Source organism: Micromonospora sp. A200 (genome assembly GCF_029893845.1).
Lineage (GTDB): Bacteria > Actinomycetota > Actinomycetes > Mycobacteriales > Micromonosporaceae > Micromonospora > Micromonospora purpureochromogenes.
The window spans coordinates 132,937-153,110 of sequence record NZ_JARXXY010000009.1 but is presented as its reverse complement, the minus strand read 5'-3'; the positions used below and the strand labels follow the sequence as shown (position 1 = coordinate 153,110).

Below are 20,174 nucleotides of genomic sequence, written 5' to 3'. Positions count from 1 at the left end.
TTCCGATTACCTCCGCGACAGACTCCCGGCCACCCCTGGAGAGACATCCTCATGAGCGACCAGCAGCAGCTGCGCAACTTCGTCAACGGCCAGTACGTCGAACCGGCGGACGGCGGATACGCCGACCTGATCGACCCGTGCACCGGTGAAGTCTTCGCCCAGGCCCCCGTCTCCGGCGCGGCGGACGTGGACGCGGCGATGAAGGCCGCCGCCACCGCCTTCGAGAGCTGGCGGGACACCACCCCCGGCGAGCGGCAGAAGGCGATGCTCAAGCTCGCCGACGCCGTCGAGGCTCGCGCCGCCGAGCTGGTCGACGCCGAGGTGCGCAACACCGGCAAGCCGCGCCAGCTCACCGCCGACGAGGAACTGCCGCCGGCGGTGGACCAGTTCCGCTTCTTCGCCGGCGCCGCCCGCCTGCTCGAAGGCCGCTCGGCCGGCGAGTACATGGCCGGGCACACCTCGTACGTGCGGCGTGAGCCGATCGGCGTCTGCGCCCAGGTGACCCCCTGGAACTACCCGCTGATGATGGCGGTCTGGAAGATCGCCCCGGCGCTCGCCGCCGGCAACACGGTGGTGCTCAAGCCCTCCGACACCACGCCGGTGTCGACGCTGCTGCTGGCCGAGATCGCCGCGGAGTTCTTCCCGCCGGGCGTGTTCAACGTGGTCTGCGGCGACCGGGACACCGGTCGTACCCTCGTCTCGCACCCGACCCCGCAGCTGGTGTCGATCACCGGCTCGACCCGCGCGGGCATGGAGGTCGCCTCCGCCGCCGCGCCGGACCTCAAGCGGACCCACCTGGAGCTGGGCGGCAAGGCCCCGGTGGTGCTCTTCGACGACGCGGACGTCGCGGCGGCGGCCGAGGCGATCGCGGTCGGCGGTTACTTCAACGCCGGCCAGGACTGCACCGCCGCCACCCGGGTGCTCGCCGGCCCCCGCGTGTACGACGACTTCGTCGCGGCGCTGGCCGAGCAGGCCCGCAACACGAAGACCGGCGCGCCGGACGACGAGGACGTGCTCTACGGCCCGCTGAACAACGCCAACCAGCTGGCCCGGGTCAGCGGCTTCGTCGACCGGCTGCCGGACCACGCCAGCGTGGAGACCGGCGGCTCCCGGCTCGGCGAGCGCGGCTACTTCTACGCCCCGACCGTCGTCTCCGGGGTACGGCAGGCCGACGAGATCATCCAGGACGAGGTGTTCGGCCCGGTCATCACCGTGCAGCGCTTCTCCGACGAGGACGAGGCGGTGCGCTGGGCCAACGGCGTCGACTACGGCCTGTCCGCCTCGGTCTGGACGAAGGACCACGGCCGGGCGATGCGGATGACCCGCCGGCTCGACTTCGGCTGCGTCTGGGTGAACACCCACATCCCGTTCGTCTCGGAGATGCCGCACGGCGGCTTCAAGCACTCCGGGCACGGCAAGGACCTCTCGGTCTACAGCCTGGAGGACTACACCCGGATCAAGCACGTCATGCACAACATCGAGGGCTGACCAATGTCGTCCGAGGAACTGCACAAGCGGCGCGGCGCGGCGGTGGCCCGGGGCGTCGGCAGCACCATCTCGTCCTACGTGGACCACGCCGGCGGCGGCACCATCACCGACGTCGAGGGCCGGCAGTGGATCGACTTCGCGGCGGGCATCGCGGTCGCCAACGTGGGCAACTCCGCGCCCCGCGTGGTCGAGGCGGTGAAGGCGCAGGTCGAGCGCTTCACCCACACCTGCTTCATGGTCGCGCCGTACGAGTCGTACGTGGCGGTCTGCGAGCAACTCAACGCGATCACCCCGGGGGACTTCGAGAAGCGCTCGGCGCTGTTCAACTCCGGCGCCGAGGCGGTGGAGAACGCCGTGAAGATCGCCCGGCACGCGACCGGGCGGCCGGCGGTGGTGGTCTTCGACCACGCGTACCACGGTCGGACCAACCTGACCATGGCGCTGACCGCGAAGAACATGCCGTACAAGCACCGGTTCGGGCCGTTCGCCGGGGAGATCTACCGGGTGCCGATGTCGTACCCGCTGCGCGACGGGGGTCTCTCCGGCGCCGAGGCGGCGGCCCGGGCCATCGAGCTGGTGGAGAAGCAGGTCGGCGCGGAGAACGTGGCCGCGCTGCTGATCGAGCCGATCCAGGGCGAGGGCGGTTTCGTCGTACCCGCGGCGGGGTTCCTGCCGGCGCTGCGCGAGTGGGCGACGGCGGCCGGGGTGGTCTTCGTCGCCGACGAGATCCAGACCGGGTTCTGCCGGACGGGGCAGTGGTTCGCCTGCGAGCACGAGGAGGTCGTGCCGGATCTGATCACCCTGGCCAAGGGCATCGCCGGCGGGCTGCCGCTGGCGGCGGTGACCGGCCGGGCGGAGCTGATGGACGCGGTGCACGTGGGTGGCCTCGGCGGCACCTACGGCGGCAACCCGATCGCCTGCGCGGCGGCGCTGGCCAGCATCGAGACCATGCGGGAGCTGGACCTGACCTGCGCGGCGCAGCGGATCGAGACGGTGCTGGCGGCGCGGCTGCGCACCATCGCCGAGCGTGACCCGCGCATCGCCGAGGTACGCGGCCGGGGCGCGATGCTCGCCGTGGAGCTGGTGCAGCCGGGCACCCTGGTCCCGGACCCGGCCGCCACGGCGGCGATCTCGGCGGCCTGCCACGCCGCCGGGCTGCTCACCCTGACCTGCGGCACGTACGGCAACGTGCTGCGCTTCCTGCCGCCGCTGGTCATCTCCGACGACGAGCTGGCCCGGGGTCTGGACATCCTGGACGCCGCCTTCGGCTGAGCCCCGTCGGTCAGAAAGCGCCACGGGTGTCGACGACACCCGTGGCGCTTTTTCGTGTCACGGGTCCACCGGACGCCCAATCCTGTCCTATAGTCCTACTGTCGTAGGACAATGGAAGGGCGACTGGGTGATCGAGTTCGTGCTGGACGGCAGGTCCAAGGTGAACACGTACGTGCAGCTGGTCCAGCAGGTCAAACAGTCCCTGCGGGTGGGCCTGCTGACGCCCGGTGACCAGCTGCCGAAGGTCCGCGACGTCGCCCAGTCCCTGGCCATCAACCCGAACACGGTGCTGAAGGCGTACCGGGAGCTGGAGATCGAGGGCCTGGTCGAGGGTCGCCCGGGGGTGGGCACCTTCGTCCGGCGCACGCTCGCCGGCACGTCCCTGCCCAACCAGGCCGAGCTGCGCGAGGAGCTGGTGGCGTGGCTGCACCGCGCCCGCGCGGCCGGACTGACCCCCGAGGACGTGACCGCCCTCGTCGAGACCACCATGCGGGCCGCCCTCACCGCTGACCCCGAAGGCACGAAGACCGCCCCGGCACGATGAGAGGACACCAGATGGAGATCGCCCTGGAGGCCCAGGGGTTGGGCAAACGCTACGGGAAGACCTGGGCGCTGCGGGACTGCTCGCTGCACCTGCCGGCCGGGCGGATCGCCGCCCTCGTCGGGCCCAACGGCGCCGGCAAGAGCACCCTGCTGCACCTGGCGGTGGGGCTGCTCCGACCCGACGCCGGCGCCGTACGGATCTTCGGCGAGTCGCCGTACGACAACCCGGAGCAGCTGCCCGAGATGGGGTTCGTCGCCCAGGACACCCCGCTCTACCGCGACTTCACCGCCGCCGAGCTGGTCGACCTCGGTGGCCGGCTGAACCGGCGTTGGGACGCCGCGCTGGCCCGCAACCGGCTGGCCCAGCTCGGCATCCCGCCCGACCTGCGGGTCGGCAAGCTCTCCGGCGGGCAACGCGCGCAGGTCGCGCTGGCGCTCGCGCTGGCGAAACGGCCCCGGCTGCTGCTGCTCGACGAGCCGGTCGCCAGCCTCGACCCGCTGGCCCGACGCGGGTTCCTCCAGTCGCTGATGGGCAGCGTCGCCGAGTCGGAGACCACCGTGCTGCTCTCCTCGCACCTGCTGGCCGACCTGGAACGGGTCTGCGACTACCTGATCGTGCTCAACGCCGCCCAGGTGCAGCTCGCCGACTCGGTCGACGACCTGGTGGCCGCGCACCGGCAGCTGGTCGGCCCACGGTACGACGACGGGCCGATCGGCGGCGTCGCCGAGGTGGTCCGGGCCAGTCACACCGACCGGCAGTCCACGCTGCTGGTCCGCACCGACGGTCCGGTCACCGATCCTGCCTGGACGGTACGCGAGGTCGGCCTGGAGGACGTCGTCCTGGCCTACCTCGCCGACGGCGCCGCGCAGACCAGTCACAGCGAGTGGGGAGTGCCGGCATGATCTGGCTGACCTGGCGGCAACACCGCAAGCAGGCGTTCTTCACCCTGCTGGGGTTCGCGGCGCTCGCCGCCCTGATGGTGCCGATCGGCCTGTCGATGCGGCACACCTTCGCCGACCTCGGGCTGGCGGACTGCGCACGCCAGCTCGCCGGCACCGACGTGGCGGCGGCGACCCGGGAGACCTGCGACGCGGGCTTCCGCCGCTTCACCAACCGGTACGGCAGCCTGAACCTGGTGGCCGTGCTGCTGCTCACCCTGCCGGTGCTGGTCGGCCTGTTCTGGGGCGCCCCGCTGGTCGCCCGCGAGGTGGAGCACGGCACGCACCGGTTCGTCTGGACCCAGGGCGTCGGCCGGACCCGCTGGGCGCTGGTGAAGTTCGGGCTGGTCGGCGCGGCCGTGGTGGTCCTCGCGGTCTGCTACGGGCTGGGCATGTCGTGGTGGGTCGAACCGCTCACCCAGGCCGCGTACGAGGGTCGGCTCGGCGTGATCGTGTTCGACCTGCAGGGCATCGCCCCGATCGGATACACCCTCTTCGCCGTGGCGCTGGGCATCTTCGCCGGCACCGTGTGGAAGCGGATGCTGCCCGCCATGGGCATCACGCTGGCCGGGTTCATCGGCGTACGGGCGGCGGTGGCGGTCCTGGCCCGCCCGCACTACCAGCCCGCCCGCACCCTCACCTTCCCGATCGAGGGGGCCACGGAGGCCGCCATGGCCCGCGGCGACTGGATCCTCAGCCAGGGCATCCGCAACCCCGACGGGACGATGATGGCGGAGGACACCCGGATCATGTGCCCGCCCGGCGCCGCGGAGGCGAAGGGCCGGGCGTGCGGTGCCGAGCTGGGCCTCCAGCCGGGCGCGTACAACTGGCAGCTGTACCAGCCGGCGGACCGGTTCTGGCTGTTCCAGGGCATCGAGACCGGCATCTTCGTCGCCCTCGCCGCGCTCCTGCTCTACCTCGCGGTACGCCGCCTCCGCCGCATCGCCTGACCGCCGCCCGGGCTCCCGGTGGAACACCATGGGTGTCGCACCTTCCGCGTGACACCCATGGTGTTCCACTCATCCGGCCCGCTTCGCACCAGCGGGCCGGCGGGTCAGCGGAGCAGTTCGACCGTGTTGCGGCGGACCAGGTTCTTGCCGGGCTCCCGGATCGCATCCATCGCCGCGGCGTTGAGCAGCACGCAACTGCCCGACGGGCCGGTCACCGTCACCGTCACCACCTTGCTGTTGTCCAGGTTGGTCACCCGCAGCCGGGTACCCACCGGGAACTGGCCGCTGGTCGCGGCGGGCGCCCCGCCCTCGGCCGAGAAGGTGATCGCACCGGCACAGACGCTCGCCGCAGGCGCGCCACCCGGCTGCGCCGGGGGCTGCGCGCTGCCCGGCTGGGTCTGACCGCCGGGCTGGGCCGCTCCCCCGGGCTGCGCGGCGGCCCCGTCCAGGCGCTCCACCAGGTTGCGCCGGATCACGTTCTTGCCCGGTTCCCGGACCAGCTCCATCGCGGCGGCGTTGAGCAGGACGCAACTTCCGGACGGGCCGGTCACCGTCACGGTCGCCGCCTTGTTGTTGTCCAGGTTGGTCACCCGCAGCCGGGTGCCCACCGGGAACTGCCCGCTGGTCGCGGCGGGTGCCCCGCCCTCGGCCGAGAACGTCACCGAGCCCTGGCAGGCGCTCTGCCGGGCGGGGGTGGTGTCGGCGAAGCCGAACCCGGTCCCGACCGCCACCACCGCCGCGGCGACCACCGCCACCCCTGCCGCCAACACGTGCTTGCGCTGCACCTTTGTCTCCCGTCGTCCGGTGATCTCCGTACGCCGCCTGGTACGGCGTGGGAGCGCTGCGCGGTTCAGCGGTTCTGGCAGGAGAGTTTCCGGAAGGGCGATTCGGTGACGCGGTGCCACCGGCACCGACACCGACGGTCATGAAGCCGTCGTTCTGCGGAGAGGGGCCTGGGCAACCGGTATTGGCGAACAGGGGTGGGCTGCGTCACGATGGGCGCGAGGAGGTCGCCGATGGCCGACCCGTGGCTCGCCCTGGAATTCGGTGCCGATCCGGCCGAGCGGATCGCGCAGGTCGGTGCCGCCCACGAAGCGTTCCTCACCGCCGGTGACCTGCCGCCCCGGGTCCGCGACGTGGTCGCCGAGTCCTGGCGGCGGTCGGCCGGCGCACTGCTCGACCCGGAGGCCACCGCCCCGGTCGACCTCGCCGACGACGCGCTGGAGAGCTACCGCGCCGGCCACGCCCTCGCCCGGGTGCTGCCGCTCTTCCGCGACCTGCTCGGCGGCATCGCCGACGACGGTGCGCACCTGATGGCGGTCTGCGACGCGGGCGGGCGGCTGCTCTGGGTGGAGGGGCATCCGGGGGTGCTCCGGCACGCCGAACGGATGAACTTCGTCCCCGGCGCCCGCTGGGACGAGGCACACGCCGGCACCAACGCCCCCGGCACCGCCCTCGCCGTCGACCACAGCGTGCAGATCTTCGCCACCGAGCACTTCGTCCGCCCGGTGCAGCGCTGGACCTGCGCCGCGGCACCCATCCACGACCCCACCGGGCGGCTGCTCGGCGCCATCGACATCACCGGTGGCGACCACCTCGCCACCCCGCAGAGCCTCGCCCTGGTCCGGGCCACCGCGCGGGCCGCCGAGGCGTTCCTGGCCAGCGCCGCGCCGGCCGAACCCGACGTCATCTCGGTGGCCGCCCTCGGCCGGGACGAGGCCGAGCTGCGCGTCGGCGGGCGGCGCGTCCGGCTCGGCCGCCGACACAGCGAACTGCTGGTGCTGCTGCTCGACCACCCGGAGGGGCGCACCGGCGAACAGCTCGGCCTCGACCTCTACGGCGACGACCGGCTGCACCCGGTCACGCTGCGCGCCGAGCTGTCCCGGCTGCGCCGGGCGCTCGGCCCCGAACTGCTCGACTCCCGCCCGTACCGGCTGCGCGGCACCGTGCGCGCCGACTTCCGTACCGTCGGCGAGCTGCTGGAACGCGGCGACGCGGCGGGCGCGCTCCGGGCGTACCCGGGGTCGCTGCTGCCCGCCTCGGACGCGCCGGGAGTGGCCCGGCTGCGCCGGCTGGTCGACGGGCAGCTGCGCGCGGCCGTGCTGGCCGCCGGCGACCCGGCGCTCCTCGCGGCCTGGACCGCGACGCCCGCCGGCGCCGACGACCTCACCGCCTGGCAGGCCCTGGCACGGGCGTTGCCGCCGGGCGCGCCGCGCCGGCCGCTCGCTCTGGCCCGCATCGGCCAGCTCTGCGCCGAGTACGACCTTCAGCGCGCAACGTCGCTGCAACGTCGCGGAAACTAGCGTCCCGCCATCACCCCTGACGGACGGCGGAGGAACCCGATGACGCGCTACGACGCCCCCACCCACTGGCAGTCCCGCTACGACCACTTCATCGGCGGCGAGTACGTCAAGCCGCACGGCGGGCAGTACTTCGAGAACCCCACCCCGGTCACCGGTCAGACCTTCTGCGAGGTGGCCCGGGGCACCGCCGAGGACGTCGAGAAGGCGCTCGACGCCGCGCACGGCGCCGCCGACGCCTGGGGACGCACCTCGGTCGCCGAACGGTCGCTGATCCTCAACCGGATCGCCGACCGGATGCAGGAGAACCTGGAATCCCTCGCCATCGCCGAGACCTGGGAGAACGGCAAGCCGGTACGGGAGACGCTGGCCGCCGACATCCCGCTGGCGATCGACCACTTCCGCTACTTCGCCGGCGCGATCCGCGCCCAGGAGGGCAGCCTCGGCGAGATCGACGACGACACCGTGGCGTACCACTTCCACGAGCCGCTCGGCGTGGTCGGGCAGATCATCCCGTGGAACTTCCCGATCCTGATGGCGACCTGGAAGCTGGCCCCGGCGCTGGCCGCCGGCAACGCGGTGGTGCTCAAGCCGGCCGAGCAGACCCCGGCGTCCATCCACTACTGGCTCTCGCTCGTCGCCGACCTGCTCCCGCCGGGCGTGCTCAACATCGTCAACGGCTTCGGCGTCGAGGCGGGCAAGCCGCTGGCGTCCTCGCCCCGGGTGGCGAAGGTGGCGTTCACCGGCGAGACCACCACCGGGCGGCTGATCATGCAGTACGCCAGCGAGAACATCAAACCCGTCACCCTGGAACTGGGCGGCAAGAGCCCGAACATCTTCTTCGACGACGTCAGCGCCGCCCACGACGACTTCCACGACAAGGCGCTCGAGGGCTTCACCATGTTCGCCCTCAACCAGGGCGAGGTCTGCACCTGCCCGTCCCGGGCGCTGATCCAGCAGGGCCACTACTCGGACTTCCTGGCCGCGGCGGTCGAGCGGACCGGCCGGATCGTGCAGGGCCACCCGCTGGACACCGACACGATGGTCGGCGCGCAGGCCTCCAACGACCAACTGGAGAAGATCCTGTCCTACCTGGACATCGGCCGCCAGGAGGGCGCTCGCGTCCTGACCGGCGGCGCCCGGGCGGATCTGGGCGGGGAGCTGTCGGGCGGGTACTACGTCCAGCCGACGATCTTCGAGGGCGACAACTCGATGCGGATCTTCCAGGAGGAGATCTTCGGCCCGGTGGTCTCGGTGACCTCCTTCGCCGACCTGGACGACGCCGTGAAGATCGCCAACGACACCCTGTACGGGCTGGGCGCGGGCGTCTGGACCCGGGACATGAACACCGCGTACCGGGCCGGGCGGTCGATCCAGGCCGGGCGGGTCTGGACGAACTGCTACCACGCGTACCCGGCACACGCCGCGTTCGGCGGGTACAAGCAGTCCGGCATCGGGCGGGAGAACCACAAGATGATGCTGGAGCACTACCAGCAGACCAAGAACCTGCTGGTCAGCTACTCCACCAAGAAACTCGGCTTCTTCTGATGGCCGCCCGTGGAGACGCTGTGGTGCCCGGTCCCCCGGGCGCCACGGCGCCGCCCGTTACCGTCACTCCCGCGGCGGCCGAGCTGATCCGGTCGCTGCGAGAGCGGCACGGGGCCCTGATGTTCCACCAGTCCGGCGGCTGCTGCGACGGCAGCGCCCCGATGTGCTACCCGGCCGGCGAGTTCCGCACCGGCGGCTCGGACGTCCTGCTGGCGGCACTCGAGGTGGACGGCGTGCCCGAACCGGTCGAGTTCTGGATGTCGACGTCCCAGTGGGAGCTGTGGAAACACACCCGGTTGACGGTCGACGTGGTGCCCGGCCGGGGCAGCGGGTTCTCCCTGGAGGCGCCGGACGGCGTCCGCTTCCTCATCCGCTCCCGGCTCGCCGCCTGACGCAGCAGCCGCGATCTTGCACTTTGCGCCCCGGCATCCCGGACATAGAAGACAGCCTGTGGGCACAAAGTGCAAGATCGCGCAGAGGAGGATCACGAGAGGGCGGCGCGGATGGTGGCGACTATGTGGGCGGGGCGGCGGTAGAGGTCGCGGTCGGTGAAGTAGCGCATGCGCCAGCCGTTGGCGTCGAGCCAATTGAGGCGGTCGCGGTCGTACCGCATCCGGTCGCGGTCCAGGTGGGATAGTCCGTCGTATTCGATGCCCACGCGGCGCTGGCGGTAGCCCAGGTCCAGTCGGTACCGAGGGATGCCGTCCCGGTCCAACACCCACAGCTGAGGTTCGGGCGCCGGCAGCCGGCTGTCGATCAGCACCAATCGTAGTTGGCTCTCCTGCCGACACTCCGGCCGGCCGTCGGCGAGCGGCACCAACTCCCGGGCCTGGCGGACACCGCGCAGGGCCCGATGAGCCGCAACCTCGGCCAACAGCTCGTCCCGGGTCACCGTTCCGGAGCGAACGGCAGCGTCTAGCACCGGCAGGGCGCCCATCCGGCGGACGGTGCGCGCGAGGTCCACGGCACATCGGACCGGCGGGACGCACGGCAGATCACCGACGAGAACGGGCTCGACCGGAAGTACCGAGTGGTGCACGACCAGCCCAGGGAGTCGCGGTTTGGGCACCGCGGCGGGAAGCTGGACGTGAACCTGATCTTCTCGCAGCACTCCGAACCCGTGCCGCCGCGCCGCGGTCTGCCGCGCCAGCATGGCCTCCTCGGGCAGGCACAGCATGAGCGCCCGCAGCTCGTCCTCGTCATCGCACGGCTGGTCGGCGTAGACGCCTCGCCGCACCCGGCGCAGTTCCTCCCTGCCGACCCGCGTCCGAAGCCGCTTGACGGTGATCTGACGAGTCAACGACTCCACGCGCCACAGTTGAACCCCCATGCGGGCAGAATCCCCCAACCCCGCCCCTCCCCGCCCACCCCAAACCCCACCCTGTGGACAACCAACCCCCCTGTGGAAAACCCCTCCCCTCCTCTCCCGCCCTCGCCCCGCCCCACCCCTCCCGCGATCTTGCACTTATGGCCCTCGATGTGCGCCTTATGACCGAAAAGTCAGGGCAGAAAGTGCAAGATCGCGGGCGGGGTGGGGCGGGGGCGGGGGCGGGGGGGTGGGGTGGGCGCCGGTCAGCGGTCGTCCAGCAGCGGCTGTCGCGGATCCCAGGGCGGTCCGCCGGCCGCGTCCCGGCGGCGTCGGGCGATGGCCGACAACGCCTCCAGGACCACCCGGTTGCCCAGGTACGCGGTGATGTCGGCGTGGTCGTACGGCGGGGCGACCTCGACCACGTCCACCCCGACCACGGGCAGTTCGTAGCAGACCCGGCGGACGGCGTCGAGCAGTTGCCGCGAGGTGAGGCCGCCCGGCTCGGGGGTGCCGGTGCCCGGTGCCATGCCCGGGTCGACCACGTCCACGTCGACGGAGAGGAACACCCCCTCGCACTCGTCGGTCGCGATCGTGAAGGCCTCCGACAGGCAGGTGTCGAGGCCGCGCGACACCAGCTCGGTCATCTCGTAGGAGCGCATCCGCTGGGCGGCCATCCACGCCAGGGTGGGCGGGTCGGGCCAGTAGCCGCGCAGGCCGATCTGGAGGAACCGGTCGCCGCGTACCGCGCCGGACTCGATGAGCCGGCGCATCGGCTGGCCGTGCCCGTGCAGCGAGCCGAACTCGATGTGTCCGGTGTCTGCGTGCGCGTCGAAGTGCACCAGCGACACCCGGCCGAGCCCGTGCTGCCGGGCGACCCCGGTGGCGTCGGGCAGGGCGATGGAGTGGTCACCGCCGAGGACGATCGGGATCGCCCCGGCGGCGGCGACGGCGTACACGGCGGCCTCCAGCGACGCCAGCGACCGCTCGATGTCGCCGGCGAACATCTCCACGTCGCCGGCGTCGTAGACGCGCAGGTCGCGCAGCCCGTCGACGCGCATCGCCAGGGACGGGCGGGAGCCGTCGTGCGGCAGGTAGCAGGCCTGCCGGATGGCGGACGGGCCGAAGCGGGTGCCGGGCCGGTGCGAGGTGCCGCCGTCGAAGGGCGCACCGACGATGACGACGTCGGCGTCGGCGTACGACGCGGGGTCGTCCAGGGTGCAGCGGTCCACCCCGAGGAAGGTGACGTCGGGGCCGTACATCGGGCCGTAGCGGTTCATCGCTCCTGGATCCCCCACGGCGAGCCGTACCCGGTGAGCAGGTCGAGGAAGGGGCGGGGCGGCAGCGCCTCGGGGCCGATCACCCCGGTCCCCGACCACGCGCCGGTGGCGAGCAGTTCCAGGGCCACCACCGGGTTCACCGCGGTCTGCCAGACGACGGCCTGGTGGCCGTACTCCCGCATGGACCACTCGTTGTCGACCACGTGGTAGAGGTAGACCTCACGCGGCCGCCCGTCCTTGCCGGTGCCGGTGACCCAGGTGCCGGCGCAGGTCTTGCCGCGCATCCGGTCGCCCAGGGTGGCCGGGTCGGGCAGGCTGGCGGCCACCACGTCCCGGGGCGACACCTCGACACCCCGGACGGAGACCGGAGCGGTCGAGTCGAGGCCGACCTTGTGCAGGGCCTTCAGCACCTCGATGAACTCGTCGCCCAGGCCGTACTTGAAGGTGACCCGCTTCGCCTTCACCCAGCGCGGGATGAGCAGCACCTCCTCGTGCTCGACGTTGACGCACTCGACCGGGCCGATCCCCTCCGGGAAGTCGAAGACCTCCGGCTCGCTGAACGGCTCGGTGGTGTACCAGCCCCGGCCGGCCTCCCAGATCACCGGCGGGTTCAGGCACTCCTCGATGGTGGTCCAGATGGAGAACGACGGCGCGAAGTCGTAGCCGTCGACGGTGAGGTTCGCGCCGTCGCGGACGCCGATCTCGTCGATCTCGTCGAACAGCTCGTCGGCGGCGTACCGGGCGAAGACGTCCGACAGGCCCGGCTCGATGCCGATGCCGCAGAGCGCCAGCCGGCCGGCCGCCGCCCACCGGTCGGCGACGGCGAACTGGTCGTCGCCGAGCTTCACCCCGGTCTCGGCATAGGGGCGGGACGGGTGCGGGTGGGACAGCGACATGGCCATGTCGAGGTAGTCGGCCCCGGCGGCGAAGGCGCCGTCGAAGATCGGCATGACGAAGCGCGGGTCGACCGCGTTGAGCACGTGGGTGATCCGGTGCTCCCGGCAGAGCGCGGCGACCGCGTCGGCGGCGGAGGCGTCCACCTTGGCGGCGACGAACCGGTCACCGTGCCCGGCCACGGCACGCTCGGCGCGGCCGAGGTCGTAGTCGGCGACGACCATGGTCTCGAAGAAGGAACGGCGGGCGGCGATGGCGACAGCGGCGGAGCCGACGCCACCGGCGCCGACGAGCAGGATGCGCATCAGGAATCAAACCCCAAACCAAGACGATCGAGAGTACGGAGCCAGACGTTGCGCCGACCCTCGCGCGCGTCGGCGCGGGCGAGCGACCAGCGGGTGAGGTTGATGCCGGCGGCCCGGACGGGCTCCGGCGGGAACGGCAGCGGCGTGCTGCGGACCAGGTCGAGCCGGGTCAGCGGGGTTTCCTCGCCGCTCAGCAGGTCGAGCATCACCCGCGCGCCGAACCGGGTGGCGCCGACGCCGAGCCCGGTGTAGCCGGCCGCGTACGCCAGCCGGCCGTCGTAGGCGGTGCCGAAGAACGGGCAGAACCGGGTGCAGGTGTCGATCACCCCGCCCCAGCGGTGGCTGAAGCGCAAGCCCTCCAGCTGCGGGAACGTGGTGAAGAAGTGGTCGGCGAGGGCGGTGAAGGTGGCCGGCCGCTGCTCCAGCTCCGGGGCGACCCGGTTGCCGTAGTGGTAGACCGCGTCGTAGCCGCCGAAGAGGATCCGCTGATCGCCGGTGATCCGGTAGTAGTGGAACTGGTTGCCGGTGTCCGCCAGCCCCTGCCGGTTGCGCCAGCCGATCGCGTCCCGCTGCGCGGTGGTCAGTGGCTCGGTCATCAGGGCGTAGTCGTAGACCGGCACCAGCCAGGCGCGCAGCCGGCGCAGCAGTGGCGGGAAGGCGTTGGTGGCGAGCACCACCTGCCGGGCCCGCACCGCCCCCGGCGCCGCGCCCGGCCCGCCGGCGATCGCCGCCCGCAGCGCCGCGCCGTCGCGGCGCAGCCCGGTCACCCGGGTGTGCTCGTGGATCCGCACCCCCTCGTCGAGGCAGGCGCGGCGCAGGCCCCAGGCCAGCTTCGCCGGGTCCAGCACGGCCACCCGGTCGCGGTCCCACAGCCCACCGAGGTACGTCGGCGAGTCCACCTCGGCCCGCACCTCGTCGCGGTCGAGCAGCCGCACGTCGTGGCCGTACCGGCGGGCCAGTTCGGCGTCCTCGGCCAGCCCGGCGAGCTGGTACGGCTCGACCGCCACCGCCAGCTCGCCGGTGCGCTCGAACTCGCAGTCGATCCCGTACGCCTCGACGGTCGCCGCGATCGCGGCCAGGTTCTCCCGGCCGAGCCGCTCCAGCTCGTCGATCTCGCCGGGGAAGCGGTCCACGCCGTTGGCCAACCCGTGGGTCAGCGAAGCGGCGCAGAACCCGCCGTTGCGCCCGGACGCCGCCCAGCCGCAGGTGCCCGCCTCGACCAGCAGCACGTCCCGGGCAGGGTCGTCGCGCTTGGCGAGCAGTGCCGCCCACAGGCCGCTGTAGCCGCCGCCGACGACCAGCAGGTCGGCGGTGTGCGTACCGTCCAGCGGCGGCAGCGGGTCGGGTCGTTCCGGGCGGTCGAGCCAGTAGGGCACGGACGCCGCCTCGGCGAGCGCCCGGCCGGTATGCGGGAGGATCATGACGGGCTCTTCGCCCGCCGGCCGGCCGCCGGGGCGGCCGCGAGGTGGCTGCGCCTGGCCTTTCGTCCGCGCAGCGAGCTGGCCCCGACCAGCAGCAGCGCGATCACGAACATCGCCGTGCCGATCACGTTGACCTGCGGCGGGATGCCGCGCTGGGCGGCGCCCCAGACGTACATCGGGAAGGTGACCGTGGTGCCGGCGTTGAAGTTCGTGATGATGAAGTCGTCGAAGCTGAGCGAGAAGGCGAGCAGCGCGGCGGCCACGATGCCGGGCAGCACCAGCGGCAGGGTGATCCGCCGGAACGTCTGCCACTCGCTGGCGTAGAGGTCCATCGCGGCCTCCTCCAGCCGCCGGTCCATCCCGGCCAGCCGCGCCTTGACCGTCACCACCACGAACGACACGCAGAACATGACGTGCGCGATGACGATGGTCCAGAAGCCCTGCGGCACGCCGGCGGAGACGAAGAGGGCGAGCAGCGAGGTGCCCATCACCAGCTCCGGGGTGGCCATCGGCAGGAAGATCAGCAGGTTGATCCCGGTCCGGCCGCGGAACCGGTGCCGGACCAGGGCGAACGCCATCAGGGTGCCGATCACGGTGGCGACGACGGTGGCGATGAAGCCGATCTGCACGCTGCGGATCACCGCATCGCACATCTCGGAGGTGGCGCAGGGCTGCCGCCAGTTGTCCAGGGTGAACTCGTGGAAGTCGTACGACAGCCGGCTGGACGGGCGGTTGAAGGAGAGGCCGGCCACCACCAGGATCGGCAGGGAGAGGTAGCCGAGCACCAGCAGGGCCACGCCCATCACCCAGCGGTCGGCCAGCCAACGGGACAGCCTCATTTACACCACCTCGTCCGTGCCGGCGCGGCGCAGGTAGACGAAGACCACCGCGAGGATCGCCGCCATCAGCAGGAACGACAGCGCCGCGCCCTGCGGGTAGTCCAGCCGGACCAGGAACGCCGAGTCGATGACGTTGCCGATCATGTATTCGTTCGGGGTGCCGAGCAGTTCCGCGTTGATGTAGTCACCGGTGGCCGGGATGAAGAAGAGCAGCGTGCCGGCGATCAGGCCGGGCATCGACAGCGGCAGGGTGACCCGGCGGAACGCCTGCACCGGGCTGGCGTACAGGTCGCTCGCCGCCTCCAGCAGCCGGTGGTCCAGCCGCTCCAGGCTGGCGTACAGCGGCAGCACCAGGAACGGCAGGAAGTTGTAGGTCAGGCCGAGGATCACCGCGACCGGGGTGGCGAGCAGCCGGCCGTCGGGCGCGAGCAGGTGCAGGTCGCGCAGCAGGCCCACCAGCGCGCCGTTGTCCGACAGGATGGTCTTCCAGGCCAGGGTGCGCACCAGGAAACTGGTGAACATCGGGGCGACCACGCAGACCAGCAGCAGGTTCTTCCACCGGCCGGCCTTCTGCGCGATCGCGTACGCCAGCGGGTAGCCCATCAGCAGGGCCAGCACCAGCGCGATCCCGGCGTAGCCGAAGGAGCGGGCGAACTGCGGCCAGTACGCCTGCAATGCGTCCGGGTAGTTGCCGAACGCCCAGGTCAGCGCGTACCCGGTGGAGAGCGAGCCGCTGGGGTCGTAGAGGCTGGCCGCGGCCAGTTGCAGCAGCGGCAGGCCGAAGAAGACGAACAGCCAGGCCGCGCCGGGCAGCAGCAGCAGGTACGGCAGCAGCCGGTGCCGGCCCCGCCGGGGCGGTGGCGGCGCGGCGGCCGCCGGCCCCGACGGGGTCGGAACGTGGGCCAGCGCGGTCATGAGGCCGCACCCACCGGCTCGTCGAGCAGTGGGGTGGTGCTGTCGTCCTGGCCGGGCTCGCGGGGCAGCAGGAAGGCGTGCCGGGGGTGCCAGTGCGCCACCACCCGGGTGCCGACCGGCAGCTGGCCGCCGGCGCCGCTGTTCGCCGCGAACGCGGAGATCTCGCTCCCCCAGCCGGTGCGGACGAGGTACTGGGTGCTGACCCCCACGTAGGAGGCGTCGGTGACCACACCCTCGAGGTGCTGGTGCCCGTCGGGCACCTGGTCGGCGGAGCCGACCAGGTGCAGCTTCTCCGGGCGTACCCCCAGGTAGACCGCGCCCCGGTCGGCGCGGGCGCGATCGGCGGGCACCGAGAAGCGGGAGCCGTGGGCGGTGACCGGCACCGCGGTGCCGGCGGTGCCCGCGGCCTCGGCGGCCAGCAGGTTGGACTGGCCGAGGAAGTTCGCCACGAACGCGGTGGCCGGGAACTCGTAGATGTCGGCCGGTGCGCCGAGCTGCTCGATCCGGCCGGCGTTCATCACCGCGACCGTGTCGGCCATGGTCATGGCCTCCTCCTGGTCGTGGGTGACGTGCACGAAGGTGATCCCGACCTCGGTCTGGATCCGCTTCAGCTCGATCTGCATCTGCCGCCGCAGCTTCAGGTCGAGTGCGCCCAGCGGCTCGTCGAGCAGCAGCACCTGCGGGCGGTTGATCAGCGCGCGGGCCAGGGCGACCCGCTGCTGCTGCCCGCCGGAGAGCTGCGCGGGGCGCCGGTTGCCGTAGTCGTCGAGCTGCACCAGCGACAGCATCCGCATGACCTCGTCGTCGACCGAGCGGATGCCGCGCCGGCGCAGCCCGAACGCCACGTTCTCGAAGATGTTCAGGTGCGGGAAGAGCGCGTAGCTCTGGAACACGGTGTTCACCGGCCGCTTGTACGGCCGCAACCGGGCGATGTCCCGGTCGCCGAGCAGGACCTGCCCGCTGGTCGGTTCCTCCAGTCCGGCGATCATCCGCAGGGTGGTGGTCTTGCCGCAGCCGGACGCCCCGAGCAGGGCGAAGAACGAGCCCTGCGGGATGGTCAGGCTGAGGTCGTCCACCGCGGTGAAGACGCCGAACCGCTTGGTGAGGTTGGCCAGCCTCAGGTCGCCGGCCGGTGACTCGTGTCCCATCGTCTTCACGCCCCGATGACCTGCTGGAACTTCGTTTCGTACTCCTTCTCCTGCTTCTCGTCCAAGGCCATGAAGACCTTGGACTTCGACAGCAGTGCCTCGTCCGGGAAGATCAGCGGGTTGGCCGCCAGCTCCGGGTCGATCTTCTCCATCTCGGCCTGCGCGCCCTTGACCGGGCAGATGTAGTTGACGTACGCGGCGAGCTGCGCCGCGACGGCCGGCTCGTAGTAGTAGTTGATCAGCGCTTCGGCGTTCGCCTTGTGGGTGGCCTTGTTCGGCACCATCATGTTGTCGCTGAACAGCATCACGCCCGACTCGGGCGAGACGAACTTGATCTTCTCGTCCTCGCCGGTGAGCTGGATGACGTCACCGGACCAGCCGATGCAGGCGGCGATGTCGCCCTTGGCGAGGTCCGGGGCGTAGTCGTTGCCGGTGAACTTGCGGATCTGCCCGGAGTCGACGGCCTTCTTGAGCTTGTTGAGCGCGTCGTCGAACTGGGCCCCAGTGAAGTTGGCCGGGTCGTGCCCGTTGGACTGCAGCAGCAGACCCATGGTGTCGCGCATCTCGGACAGCGCGGTCACCTTGCCCTTCAGATCGGGGCGGGTCAGCAGCTCGTCGACGGTGCGGAGCTCCTTGGTGACGTTGCCGTTGTAGGCCAGGCCGGCCAGGCCGGACTGCCACGGGATGGCGATCCGGTTGTCCGGGTCGAAGGACCGGTTGATCAGCGACGGCAGCAGGTTGGCCGCCACGTTCGGGATCTTCGCCGGGTCGAGCTTCTGGATCCAGCCGAGCCGGATCATCCGGGCGGCCATCCAGTCGGTGAGGACGATGATGTCCCGGTCGGTGCTCTGGCAGCTGGCCAGCTGGTTCTGCACCTTGCCGAAGAACTCGTTGTTGTCGTTGATGTCCTCGGTGTAGGTGACCTGGATGCCGGCCCTCTGGACGAACGCGTCGAGGCTGGGCCGCTTCGACTCGTCCTTCTCGTCCACGTCCATGTACTGCGGCCAGTTGGCGAAGGCCAGCTTCTTCTCCGTCGCGGAGAGGTCCTCGCTCTTGCAGCCCTCCTCGGTCTGGGTCGCGGCCTTGGTGCCGCAGCCGGCGAGCGCGCCGCCCGCGGCGAGCAGGGCGGCCGAGGAGAGGGTGCCGGTGAGTAGTCCACGCCGGGTGAAGGGCTTCAGGGGAGTTCGCATGTGACGACTCCTAGGGGGTCGTCCGTCGGCGGCGGGGACGGGGGTGACGCGCCGGCGGGAGGGGTCAGGTGCCTGGGACGACTGATCCTGACATGAGGTGACCGACCCCACAAGGGATTCCGTTGCGGGAATAGCAATGGACGACGAAATACGCCACACTGCCCGATGGCACTAGGCTCACCCGGGGGAACGGACATGGGGAGTGGTCGATGACGAACCGGCAGCAGGAGAACGGCAACGGCGGGCGGCGGGTGGCGGTCCGTGACGGCGCCAGCCACGCCCTGCTCGACGACGTGGCGAAGCAGATCATCGAGCAACTCCAGGAGGACGGCCGCCGGCCGTACGCGACCATCGGCAAGGCCGTCGGGCTCTCCGAGGCGGCGGTGCGGCAGCGGGTGCAGCGGCTGCTCGACGCCGGGGTGATGCAGATCGTCGCCGTCACCGACCCGCTCCAGCTCGGGTTCCCCCGCCAGGCCATGATCGGCCTGCGTACCGACGGCGACCTGGAGGCGGTGGCCGACCGGCTCGCCGAGTTCGAGGAGATCGACTACGTGGTGATCACCGCCGGCTCGTTCGACCTGCTGGCCGAGGTGGTCTGCCGCAACGACGCCCACCTGCTGGAGATCCTGCAGAAGCTGCGCGCCGTCCCCGGGGTGCTGGCGACCGAGGCGTTCGTCTACCTCAAGCTGCGCAAGCAGACCTACAGCTGGGGTACCGCCTGACCCCCAACGGTGGGCACGGTGGCGTGGCCGGCCGGTGGCCGCGCCACGCCCCGATCGCCCGTGGCGCGGTCAGCCAACCCGCGCGAAACCACCCAGGGTCCCGAAGACCCGAGTGAGACCACCCGCGGTCAGAAGACCTGGGCGAAGCAGCCCACGGCGACGGCCAGGGAGAGCACCGCCACCGACACGGTCAGGAACGGCTTGGAAAGGCGCATCAGAATCCTCCGTGCGGTAGGTGACGAGCTCAGACGGCGTGCCGAATGAGCCATTCGTCGGAGTTGTAGCTGCCTCTCGCCGGGTCCGGCACCGTGGTCGCCTGCTCCTCGACCATGTCCTCGGGGCGGATTCGCTCCGGGAGCTTGCCGAACCGGGCCTTGCGTACCGCTGCTGCGCGGTCGGGGCCGGCCTGCGCGGGTCGCATCGCATCGCCTCCTCGGCGGCTTGGTGAGACTCTCCTCGGGAGCACCCGGAGTGGAAGGGTGACAGATACGAGCATATGCTCGCATTTGCCGAGCCGCCAGGACGGCGCCCCGTCGGTGACCGGCCGCGCAGCAAGGCGCAGCCGCGCCTACCGGGAAAGGGAAGCCGGGAGGAGAAATTGGTCGCTATGCAGACAGACCTCGACGATCCCTGCAACTGTCTCGCATTACGCAAAGCGGCCCGGTATCTCACCGCGACCTACGACAAGGCCCTCGGCCCGGTCGGTCTGCGTGCGACGCAGCTCTCCATCCTGCGGACGCTCCACGCTCAGGGCGAGCTGACGATCACCAGCCTCGCCGAGCAGATCTTCATGGACCGGACGACGATGGCCACCAACCTCAAGCCGCTCGTGCGGGAGGGCCTGGTCACCGTCGAGCCATCGACCGCCGACCGCCGGGCACGGGTCGTCTCGATCACGCCGGACGGCCTCGCCCGCGTCGACGCGGCCCTACCGCTCTGGCGAGCCGCGCAAGCCCGCTTCGAGGACACATTCGGCGTCGACGAGGCGGCCCGACTGCGCGCGTCGCTCCGGGCCGTCCTCGACACCGGCTTCCAGCCCTGGGCCGAGTGAGCCTCGCCGGGCAGGTCGCCCTTCGTGCGGAATCCATTGCGCGTTCGCCATACGGGCGCTGAA

The 20,174-nt window shown here is 71.6% G+C and carries 20 protein-coding genes; 10 read left to right on the top strand and 10 right to left on the bottom strand.

Annotation, left to right across the window (positions count from 1 at the left end; all coding sequences use genetic code 11):
* The first annotated feature begins 51 nt into the window (after nt 1-51).
* The 5 genes from M2302_RS11485 (at nt 52) to M2302_RS11465 (ending at nt 5,192) form a co-directional block, all read left to right on the top strand.
* The gene (locus M2302_RS11485; protein WP_280837902.1) at nt 52-1,488 is read left to right on the top strand and encodes a gamma-aminobutyraldehyde dehydrogenase; all 1,437 of its coding nucleotides are present in this window, start codon (nt 52-54) and stop codon (nt 1,486-1,488) included.
* Nucleotides 1,489-1,491: 3 nt separating this feature from the next.
* On the top strand, nt 1,492-2,760 hold the full coding sequence (gene gabT, locus M2302_RS11480; protein WP_280837901.1) for a 4-aminobutyrate--2-oxoglutarate transaminase: 1,269 nt from the start codon (nt 1,492-1,494) through the stop codon (nt 2,758-2,760).
* Between the two features lie 127 nt (nt 2,761-2,887).
* The gene (locus M2302_RS11475) at nt 2,888-3,304 is read left to right on the top strand and encodes a GntR family transcriptional regulator (RefSeq protein ID WP_280837900.1); all 417 of its coding nucleotides are present in this window, start codon (nt 2,888-2,890) and stop codon (nt 3,302-3,304) included.
* A gap of 11 nt (nt 3,305-3,315) precedes the next feature.
* The gene (locus tag M2302_RS11470; protein WP_280837899.1) at nt 3,316-4,206 is read left to right on the top strand and encodes an ABC transporter ATP-binding protein; all 891 of its coding nucleotides are present in this window, start codon (nt 3,316-3,318) and stop codon (nt 4,204-4,206) included.
* A complete protein-coding gene (locus M2302_RS11465; protein ID WP_280837898.1) occupies nt 4,203-5,192 on the top strand; it encodes a transporter in 990 nt (329 codons plus the stop codon). The genes M2302_RS11470 and M2302_RS11465 overlap by 4 nt, the downstream gene beginning before the upstream one ends.
* 104 nt (nt 5,193-5,296) lie before the next feature.
* On the opposite strand, the gene M2302_RS11460 is transcribed toward M2302_RS11465, so the two are convergent.
* Nucleotides 5,297-5,977: a hypothetical protein gene (locus tag M2302_RS11460; RefSeq protein ID WP_280837897.1), complete on the bottom strand. Its 681-nt coding sequence runs from the start codon at nt 5,975-5,977 to the stop codon at nt 5,297-5,299.
* A gap of 231 nt (nt 5,978-6,208) precedes the next feature.
* Between M2302_RS11460 and M2302_RS11455 the strand changes: the two genes are divergently transcribed.
* From M2302_RS11455 to M2302_RS11445, 3 genes are read left to right on the top strand one after another with little or no spacing between them, the layout of a single operon-like run.
* The gene (locus tag M2302_RS11455) at nt 6,209-7,495 is read left to right on the top strand and encodes a GAF domain-containing protein (protein ID WP_280837896.1); all 1,287 of its coding nucleotides are present in this window, start codon (nt 6,209-6,211) and stop codon (nt 7,493-7,495) included.
* A gap of 39 nt (nt 7,496-7,534) precedes the next feature.
* Entirely contained in the window at nt 7,535-9,040 is a 1,506-nt protein-coding gene (adh, locus tag M2302_RS11450) for an aldehyde dehydrogenase (protein ID WP_280837895.1), read from the top strand.
* 23 nt (nt 9,041-9,063) lie between these two features.
* Nucleotides 9,064-9,432: a DUF779 domain-containing protein gene (locus M2302_RS11445; RefSeq protein WP_280837894.1), complete on the top strand. Its 369-nt coding sequence runs from the start codon at nt 9,064-9,066 to the stop codon at nt 9,430-9,432.
* A 92-nt stretch (nt 9,433-9,524) separates the two neighbouring features.
* On the opposite strand, the gene M2302_RS11440 is transcribed toward M2302_RS11445, so the two are convergent.
* The 8 genes from M2302_RS11440 to M2302_RS11405 all read right to left on the bottom strand — a co-directional run bounded on the left by M2302_RS11440 (nt 9,525) and on the right by M2302_RS11405 (nt 18,338).
* Nucleotides 9,525-10,370, bottom strand: a complete 846-nt coding sequence (locus tag M2302_RS11440; protein WP_280837893.1) for a DUF559 domain-containing protein — start codon at nt 10,368-10,370, stop codon at nt 9,525-9,527.
* Nucleotides 10,371-10,612: 242 nt separating this feature from the next.
* Entirely contained in the window at nt 10,613-11,626 is a 1,014-nt protein-coding gene (gene speB / locus M2302_RS11435; RefSeq protein ID WP_280837892.1) for an agmatinase, read from the bottom strand.
* On the bottom strand, nt 11,623-12,825 hold the full coding sequence (locus M2302_RS11430; RefSeq protein ID WP_280837891.1) for a saccharopine dehydrogenase C-terminal domain-containing protein: 1,203 nt from the start codon (nt 12,823-12,825) through the stop codon (nt 11,623-11,625). The genes speB and M2302_RS11430 overlap by 4 nt, the downstream gene beginning before the upstream one ends.
* Nucleotides 12,825-14,246 (bottom strand): FAD-dependent oxidoreductase, encoded by a 1,422-nt coding sequence (locus tag M2302_RS11425; protein WP_280837890.1) that lies wholly within the window; start codon nt 14,244-14,246, stop codon nt 12,825-12,827. The genes M2302_RS11430 and M2302_RS11425 overlap by 1 nt, the downstream gene beginning before the upstream one ends.
* Nucleotides 14,243-15,085 carry an ABC transporter permease gene (locus M2302_RS11420; protein WP_280837889.1) on the bottom strand — a complete coding sequence of 281 codons (843 nt, stop codon included), beginning with the start codon at nt 15,083-15,085 and terminating at the stop codon, nt 14,243-14,245. Before M2302_RS11420 ends, M2302_RS11425 begins: the two co-directional genes overlap by 4 nt.
* On the bottom strand, nt 15,086-16,000 hold the full coding sequence (locus M2302_RS11415) for an ABC transporter permease (protein ID WP_280837888.1): 915 nt from the start codon (nt 15,998-16,000) through the stop codon (nt 15,086-15,088).
* On the bottom strand, nt 15,997-17,148 hold the full coding sequence (locus M2302_RS11410; RefSeq protein ID WP_280837955.1) for an ABC transporter ATP-binding protein: 1,152 nt from the start codon (nt 17,146-17,148) through the stop codon (nt 15,997-15,999). Before M2302_RS11410 ends, M2302_RS11415 begins: the two co-directional genes overlap by 4 nt.
* Before the next feature lie 5 nt (nt 17,149-17,153).
* On the bottom strand, nt 17,154-18,338 hold the full coding sequence (locus M2302_RS11405) for a spermidine/putrescine ABC transporter substrate-binding protein (protein ID WP_280837887.1): 1,185 nt from the start codon (nt 18,336-18,338) through the stop codon (nt 17,154-17,156).
* 209 nt (nt 18,339-18,547) lie between these two features.
* Between M2302_RS11405 and M2302_RS11400 the strand changes: the two genes are divergently transcribed.
* Nucleotides 18,548-19,060, top strand: a complete 513-nt coding sequence (locus tag M2302_RS11400; RefSeq protein ID WP_280837886.1) for an Lrp/AsnC family transcriptional regulator — start codon at nt 18,548-18,550, stop codon at nt 19,058-19,060.
* A gap of 244 nt (nt 19,061-19,304) precedes the next feature.
* Here M2302_RS11400 and M2302_RS11395 read toward each other — a convergent pair whose 3' ends face one another.
* Nucleotides 19,305-19,481, bottom strand: coding sequence for a hypothetical protein (locus tag M2302_RS11395; RefSeq protein ID WP_280837885.1), 177 nt, complete (start codon nt 19,479-19,481; stop codon nt 19,305-19,307).
* A 186-nt stretch (nt 19,482-19,667) separates the two neighbouring features.
* Here M2302_RS11395 and M2302_RS11390 point away from each other — a divergent pair, with 186 nt between their 5' ends.
* Nucleotides 19,668-20,111 carry a MarR family winged helix-turn-helix transcriptional regulator gene (locus M2302_RS11390; protein ID WP_280837884.1) on the top strand — a complete coding sequence of 148 codons (444 nt, stop codon included), beginning with the start codon at nt 19,668-19,670 and terminating at the stop codon, nt 20,109-20,111.
* Nucleotides 20,112-20,174 lie beyond the last annotated feature (63 nt).

What these genes read in the sequence shown, in the direction of transcription:
- M2302_RS11415 (WP_280837888.1), bottom strand. Translation starts at nt 16,000, where the DNA reads ATGACCGCGCTGGCCCACGTTCCGACCCCGTCGGGGCCGGCGGCCGCC.
- gabT (WP_280837901.1), top strand. Translation starts at nt 1,492, where the DNA reads ATGTCGTCCGAGGAACTGCACAAGCGGCGCGGCGCGGCGGTGGCCCGG.
- speB (WP_280837892.1), bottom strand. Translation starts at nt 11,626, where the DNA reads ATGAACCGCTACGGCCCGATGTACGGCCCCGACGTCACCTTCCTCGGG.
- M2302_RS11390 (WP_280837884.1), top strand. Translation starts at nt 19,668, where the DNA reads ATGCAGACAGACCTCGACGATCCCTGCAACTGTCTCGCATTACGCAAA.
- M2302_RS11440 (WP_280837893.1), bottom strand. Translation starts at nt 10,370, where the DNA reads ATGGGGGTTCAACTGTGGCGCGTGGAGTCGTTGACTCGTCAGATCACC.
- M2302_RS11425 (WP_280837890.1), bottom strand. Translation starts at nt 14,246, where the DNA reads ATGATCCTCCCGCATACCGGCCGGGCGCTCGCCGAGGCGGCGTCCGTG.
- M2302_RS11400 (WP_280837886.1), top strand. Translation starts at nt 18,548, where the DNA reads ATGACGAACCGGCAGCAGGAGAACGGCAACGGCGGGCGGCGGGTGGCG.
- M2302_RS11430 (WP_280837891.1), bottom strand. Translation starts at nt 12,825, where the DNA reads ATGCGCATCCTGCTCGTCGGCGCCGGTGGCGTCGGCTCCGCCGCTGTC.
- adh (WP_280837895.1), top strand. Translation starts at nt 7,535, where the DNA reads ATGACGCGCTACGACGCCCCCACCCACTGGCAGTCCCGCTACGACCAC.
- M2302_RS11395 (WP_280837885.1), bottom strand. Translation starts at nt 19,481, where the DNA reads ATGCGACCCGCGCAGGCCGGCCCCGACCGCGCAGCAGCGGTACGCAAG.
- M2302_RS11485 (WP_280837902.1), top strand. Translation starts at nt 52, where the DNA reads ATGAGCGACCAGCAGCAGCTGCGCAACTTCGTCAACGGCCAGTACGTC.
- M2302_RS11455 (WP_280837896.1), top strand. Translation starts at nt 6,209, where the DNA reads ATGGCCGACCCGTGGCTCGCCCTGGAATTCGGTGCCGATCCGGCCGAG.
- M2302_RS11470 (WP_280837899.1), top strand. Translation starts at nt 3,316, where the DNA reads ATGGAGATCGCCCTGGAGGCCCAGGGGTTGGGCAAACGCTACGGGAAG.
- M2302_RS11420 (WP_280837889.1), bottom strand. Translation starts at nt 15,085, where the DNA reads ATGAGGCTGTCCCGTTGGCTGGCCGACCGCTGGGTGATGGGCGTGGCC.
- M2302_RS11465 (WP_280837898.1), top strand. Translation starts at nt 4,203, where the DNA reads ATGATCTGGCTGACCTGGCGGCAACACCGCAAGCAGGCGTTCTTCACC.
- M2302_RS11405 (WP_280837887.1), bottom strand. Translation starts at nt 18,338, where the DNA reads ATGCGAACTCCCCTGAAGCCCTTCACCCGGCGTGGACTACTCACCGGC.
- M2302_RS11410 (WP_280837955.1), bottom strand. Translation starts at nt 17,148, where the DNA reads ATGGGACACGAGTCACCGGCCGGCGACCTGAGGCTGGCCAACCTCACC.